The 4,159-nt window shown below is 49.0% G+C and carries 3 protein-coding genes and 1 pseudogene; all 4 read right to left on the reverse strand.

Annotated elements, in window-relative coordinates:
* Nucleotides 1–15: 15 nt before the first annotated feature.
* Nucleotides 16–807, reverse strand: a complete 792-nt coding sequence (gene ccsA / locus ABUA47_RS23385; protein WP_349832143.1) for a cytochrome c biogenesis protein CcsA — start codon at nucleotides 805–807, stop codon at nucleotides 16–18.
* Nucleotides 804–2,048, reverse strand: coding sequence for a cytochrome c biogenesis protein ResB (locus ABUA47_RS23390; protein WP_349832144.1), 1,245 nt, complete (start codon nucleotides 2,046–2,048; stop codon nucleotides 804–806). Before ABUA47_RS23390 ends, ccsA begins: the two co-directional genes overlap by 4 nt.
* Nucleotides 2,049–2,177: 129 nt before the next feature.
* On the reverse strand, nucleotides 2,178–3,659 hold the full coding sequence (nrfA, locus tag ABUA47_RS23395) for an ammonia-forming cytochrome c nitrite reductase (protein ID WP_009038191.1): 1,482 nt from the start codon (nucleotides 3,657–3,659) through the stop codon (nucleotides 2,178–2,180).
* A gap of 192 nt (nucleotides 3,660–3,851) precedes the next feature.
* Nucleotides 3,852–4,159 (reverse strand): annotated as a pseudogene (locus tag ABUA47_RS23400) (cytochrome c nitrite reductase small subunit); the annotation flags it as partial.

Here is a 4,159-nt window from a genome sequence, read left to right on the forward strand (position 1 = left end):
GTTTTCATAAGTATTTTAAGTTAAGTTATACGTATGTACACTCACTCCTTGTGCCGAGGGCAAGTAATTGATGCCATACCAACACATTTGCAACAACAGAAAAGATACAAGCAAGCCAAACAGTGCCTTACGATAGGCCGCGGGGCATCCCAATCGGAAATGGATATATGCCAGATAGGAGAACCAGGTAGCCGCCGCCCAAGTCTCCTTGGGATCCCATGCCCAATAGTGTCCCCAAGCAGCTTTCGCCCAGACAGCACCGGACAGCATACCCAGTGTCATGAAGGCAAGTCCTACATAAGTCAGATTATCGCACAAAGCCATCTCATGCCGTTCAATTCCTTTTTTCTTGAACCACAGCAGGTAGACAGCCATCACCGTAGCGGCACCCAGCATGGCATAGGCAAACATATAGACAATGACATGAGGAGTGAACCACGGACTCTGCAAAGCGGGCATCAACGTCTTGTTGTGTATTTCGGGCCTAAAAATATTGATGCAGACAAACACCAAGGACAAGACGGAACTGAAACCGAGAATCCATTTGTACCTCCAACGACTGTAAGTGATGATTCCTGCCAATGGAAGAAAGAATGAATACCACAAACGCGTCTCCCCCATCGTCCGCATCGGAGGACGCTCCAAAGAAATCCACATGCCGACAATGAAGCTGAAAAAGACAGCCAAGCCCAGACAAGTCAAAGTGTATACCACTACCGGACGTTTACCACGCCATGCAGCGAAAGCTCCCAATCCCCAGAAAAGTAAAGCGACAATGGCAAACAGAGCAAAATAATCCCAACTCATACCGTCTCCTCCTTTCTTTCTTCTGTTCCTTTCGGTGCATTGACAAACAAGCAGACTGCCCCCAGCACCATCATTATGATGCCGGCATATACAGCCGGAAGCCAGGGATCGCGTACCAGTTCAAAAACACTGACATCACTCCACCGTCCTTTCGTTTCGTCATAGCTTAATTGATAAATGTTCCATCCGAATATCTTCAAAGGACGGTTCACTTCGATTGTGTCTTCCACTACCTCTCCTGACTGCGTATAAACCGTTACAGCAGAAACAAATCGCTGCGGCTCACGTTCGGGCATCACCAGACTGGTCTGTTCCGACAAGCGCAATGCCTTATAAGGAAACATGAAACTACCGCAACTCACCCATCCCTCCTTCGACTGTCCGGAGGTAGCATTCACCGCCTTCAGATAAACAGCATAGGTAGCTCCCATCGAATGGAATTCGGTAAACTTCAAGGTATCTTCCGCAGCTACAGAGGCAGCCATCGGAATGGATTGAAGGATAGAGATGTCCCAATCCAGCAACCTCCCCCGTTCTACCTTCTCTTCCAACAGCAAATGTTCCGGCACATCCTTCGGCAGTGCCTGCCCGGTCTCATTATTTATCAGCATCAGCTTGGGAGGGTATTCATGTATGGTGAATTCTTTCAGTTCAATGGCAAGCGGAAGCTCCGTCAGCTTGCCATCCTCATTCGCGGCACGCCATTCAGTCTTGCCCAATTGGGTAATCATTCTCAGTCGTTGCATATCTGCATTGCCCAGCGTTGCCGTCAAGAGGGCGACAAACAAGCCGACATGATTCAGCAGAAAAGGAATCTTACGCAATTTTAAAGGAATACATACACGGAGAATGGTCAGTCCCAAGACAGTAACCAGCCAGATATAAAGCAACACGAACGGCCAGAAAGAAAGCATCTTCGAAAAGCCGATGACATCTGCCGAAGGCTGGGTAGAAGGAACCTGCCGCACCAATCCCATAACGACAGTGACAACCGCCACACATACCAGGGAAGAAACTGCAGCCGTATAATGACTGAGCCATCCGAAACAGTACACCCGTCTACGAAATCCATGCATGCATGCCAACAATAGCAGGAACAACACCAGAACGATGACATTGACCGGCCACGCAAACAAGCCCCAACGAATATCTCCAACGCTCCACTGCAACAGCAAGCCCGTGACGAACAGTCCTGCCCCACAGATAAAACCTTCCTTATACCTCCACGGTTTCTTCCACATCTTCTGATTTACGATTTGACGATGTACGATGTACGATTGGAGTTAGATTGTTGATAGAGTCAATCCGGGATGTACATATCGGGGAGTAATCCCAATCGTACATCGTAAATCGTCCAATCGTAAATAAATTTATTTTAGTGCTAACCGGTTGTTGGCTTTGGCTTTTTCCAACCAAGCCGGTACGGTAGTCTTCAAGAATTTGTCCTTTGCAGCTCTTTCGGCATCCATATCGAGGCCGATATATTCCTGCGCCTTGTCTTTGGTAGAGATATCCGGCATGGGAACATTGTCCGTATATCCATGCTTTGCCAGCACTTTGGAGACAGCCAAACGCGCCTGCATAGCTCTATCCAAGCCGTGAGACAAGACACGCTGGATTTCCTGTGGTGCATGGAAAGCACCTCCGTGAGATGCCACACCGAAGTCCCAACGCCATTGCGCCTGGCGAATCAGTGCCAGCACTTCTTTCATCTGCTCTTCCGTAGCTCCCTTGTCCCAGGCAAATTTAGCTTCGATATGAGCTTTGGCAAGTTCCTGTTCAAGGCGGTTGCGGATTTCATTGGCCTTGCGCTGGCGTTCGTAGACATTGTTGCGCAAAGTCTCCTCACTTTCGCGATGGCAGGTTTGGCAGGTACGGTCTATCATAGCCAACGGACTTTGTATATGGTGGTCGCTGAACTTCACGCCACCTTCACTCTTATAGGGCATGTGGCAGTCCGCACACGATACGCCACGCTGACCGTGAATGCCCATCCGGGCTATTTCAAAATCGGGGTGTTGCGCTTTCAGGATGGGGGTACGGCTCAACTTATGTATATAGTCGTAGAAACCGGCCTCATCATAATAGGCTTCCATGTCTTCCACCGTAAAACCTTTGTCCCAGGGGAAAGTCAGGTACTTGCCGTCACCCTTGAAGTAATATTCCACGTGGCACTGTGCACATACCAGCGAGCGCATCTCCTGCGGAGTGGCCTCGGTAATATCCTTGCCCTGACGTTCAAAAGCTTCTATCAGAGCCGGACGGCTGATATGCAGATTCATATTTTCCGGTTCGTGGCAGTCCGCACAACCAATCGGATTTACAATTTCACCACCCAAAGCGCCCCACTTATTATTATAGAAAGCATCCACACCGATGGCTTCCATCATACGGGGGACATCGGGACTCTTGCAAGTCCAGCAAGTGGACGGTTGCGGACCATCTGCATCAGTGGCAGGCGCACCGGTACGCAGGGTTGCCGTAATATCCTCGATGGCATGCATGTGTCCGCGCGGAGTGGAATAGTCTTTGGAGAAGGCATATCCAGCCCAAAGTATCACCATTTCGGGACGCTGTTCCAATACATCCACAGCCACATTTCCATTGAATTCACTCTGGAAGTCGGTCTTGGCGGTTTCAGTCCACGTCTGATACTCACGTGGAAAGTCACTCTTGAAGACTTCGTTGCGTGCCTCAATTCCTTCAATCACAGTTTTGCGGTTATTGAATACACTTGCCAGCTCGGCCCTGCGCTCCATCAAGGCAGAAACGCATAGACCCAAGACAAATACAACGACCATTGAACCACCGAACAACAGCCATCCTTGCCATGATTTTAATCTCTTTTCCATATATATGAAGATTTATTGTTATTCAAGTTTCTCATGTCTTTGACCTGCTTTCAGTGAACAAATTGACAAGGCTACAAGGAGGGATAAACAGCCCTTTGTCTATATCTTGCTTTTTAAAGTGATTACAAGGAAAAGCCTTGTGTACTTGTTCACTGAAAGCAAGTTCTTGAACTTGCGAAACTTGAGTTGTCATTATTCCTTTATCAGTTTCTGCAACCACTCCGGTACGGGAGATTCCGGATAGGGTACCAGTGCAGCGGGCGTGGACGAGAGGCTGTTCATTCCACCATGAGGCACATCACGGTGGCAGTCCCAGCATGCCTTTCCGTCGCCGATGAGGGTCATCATGTAGTCTATCCTGCCGACATCCACAAACTCGTTGGTCAGTTGCGTATGGCAACGGATGCAATTATTCATAATGACCTGCGCACTGGCTTCCTCGGCTTGGATGGCCTGCGGTTCGCTTTTAGTGAGAAAGGCACCTACGTGCTTCATGCCGT

Source organism: Bacteroides sp. RTP31139st1_H2_RTP31139_211217 (assembly GCF_040227615.1).
Classification (GTDB): Bacteria; Bacteroidota; Bacteroidia; order Bacteroidales; family Bacteroidaceae; genus Bacteroides; species Bacteroides uniformis.

Excerpts from the sequence above, each read along its gene's own strand:
- ccsA (WP_349832143.1), bottom strand. The coding sequence starts at position 807 with ATGAGTTGGGATTATTTTGCTCTGTTTGCCATTGTCGCTTTACTTTTC.
- ABUA47_RS23390 (WP_349832144.1), bottom strand. The coding sequence starts at position 2,048 with ATGTGGAAGAAACCGTGGAGGTATAAGGAAGGTTTTATCTGTGGGGCA.
- nrfA (WP_009038191.1), bottom strand. The coding sequence starts at position 3,659 with ATGGAAAAGAGATTAAAATCATGGCAAGGATGGCTGTTGTTCGGTGGT.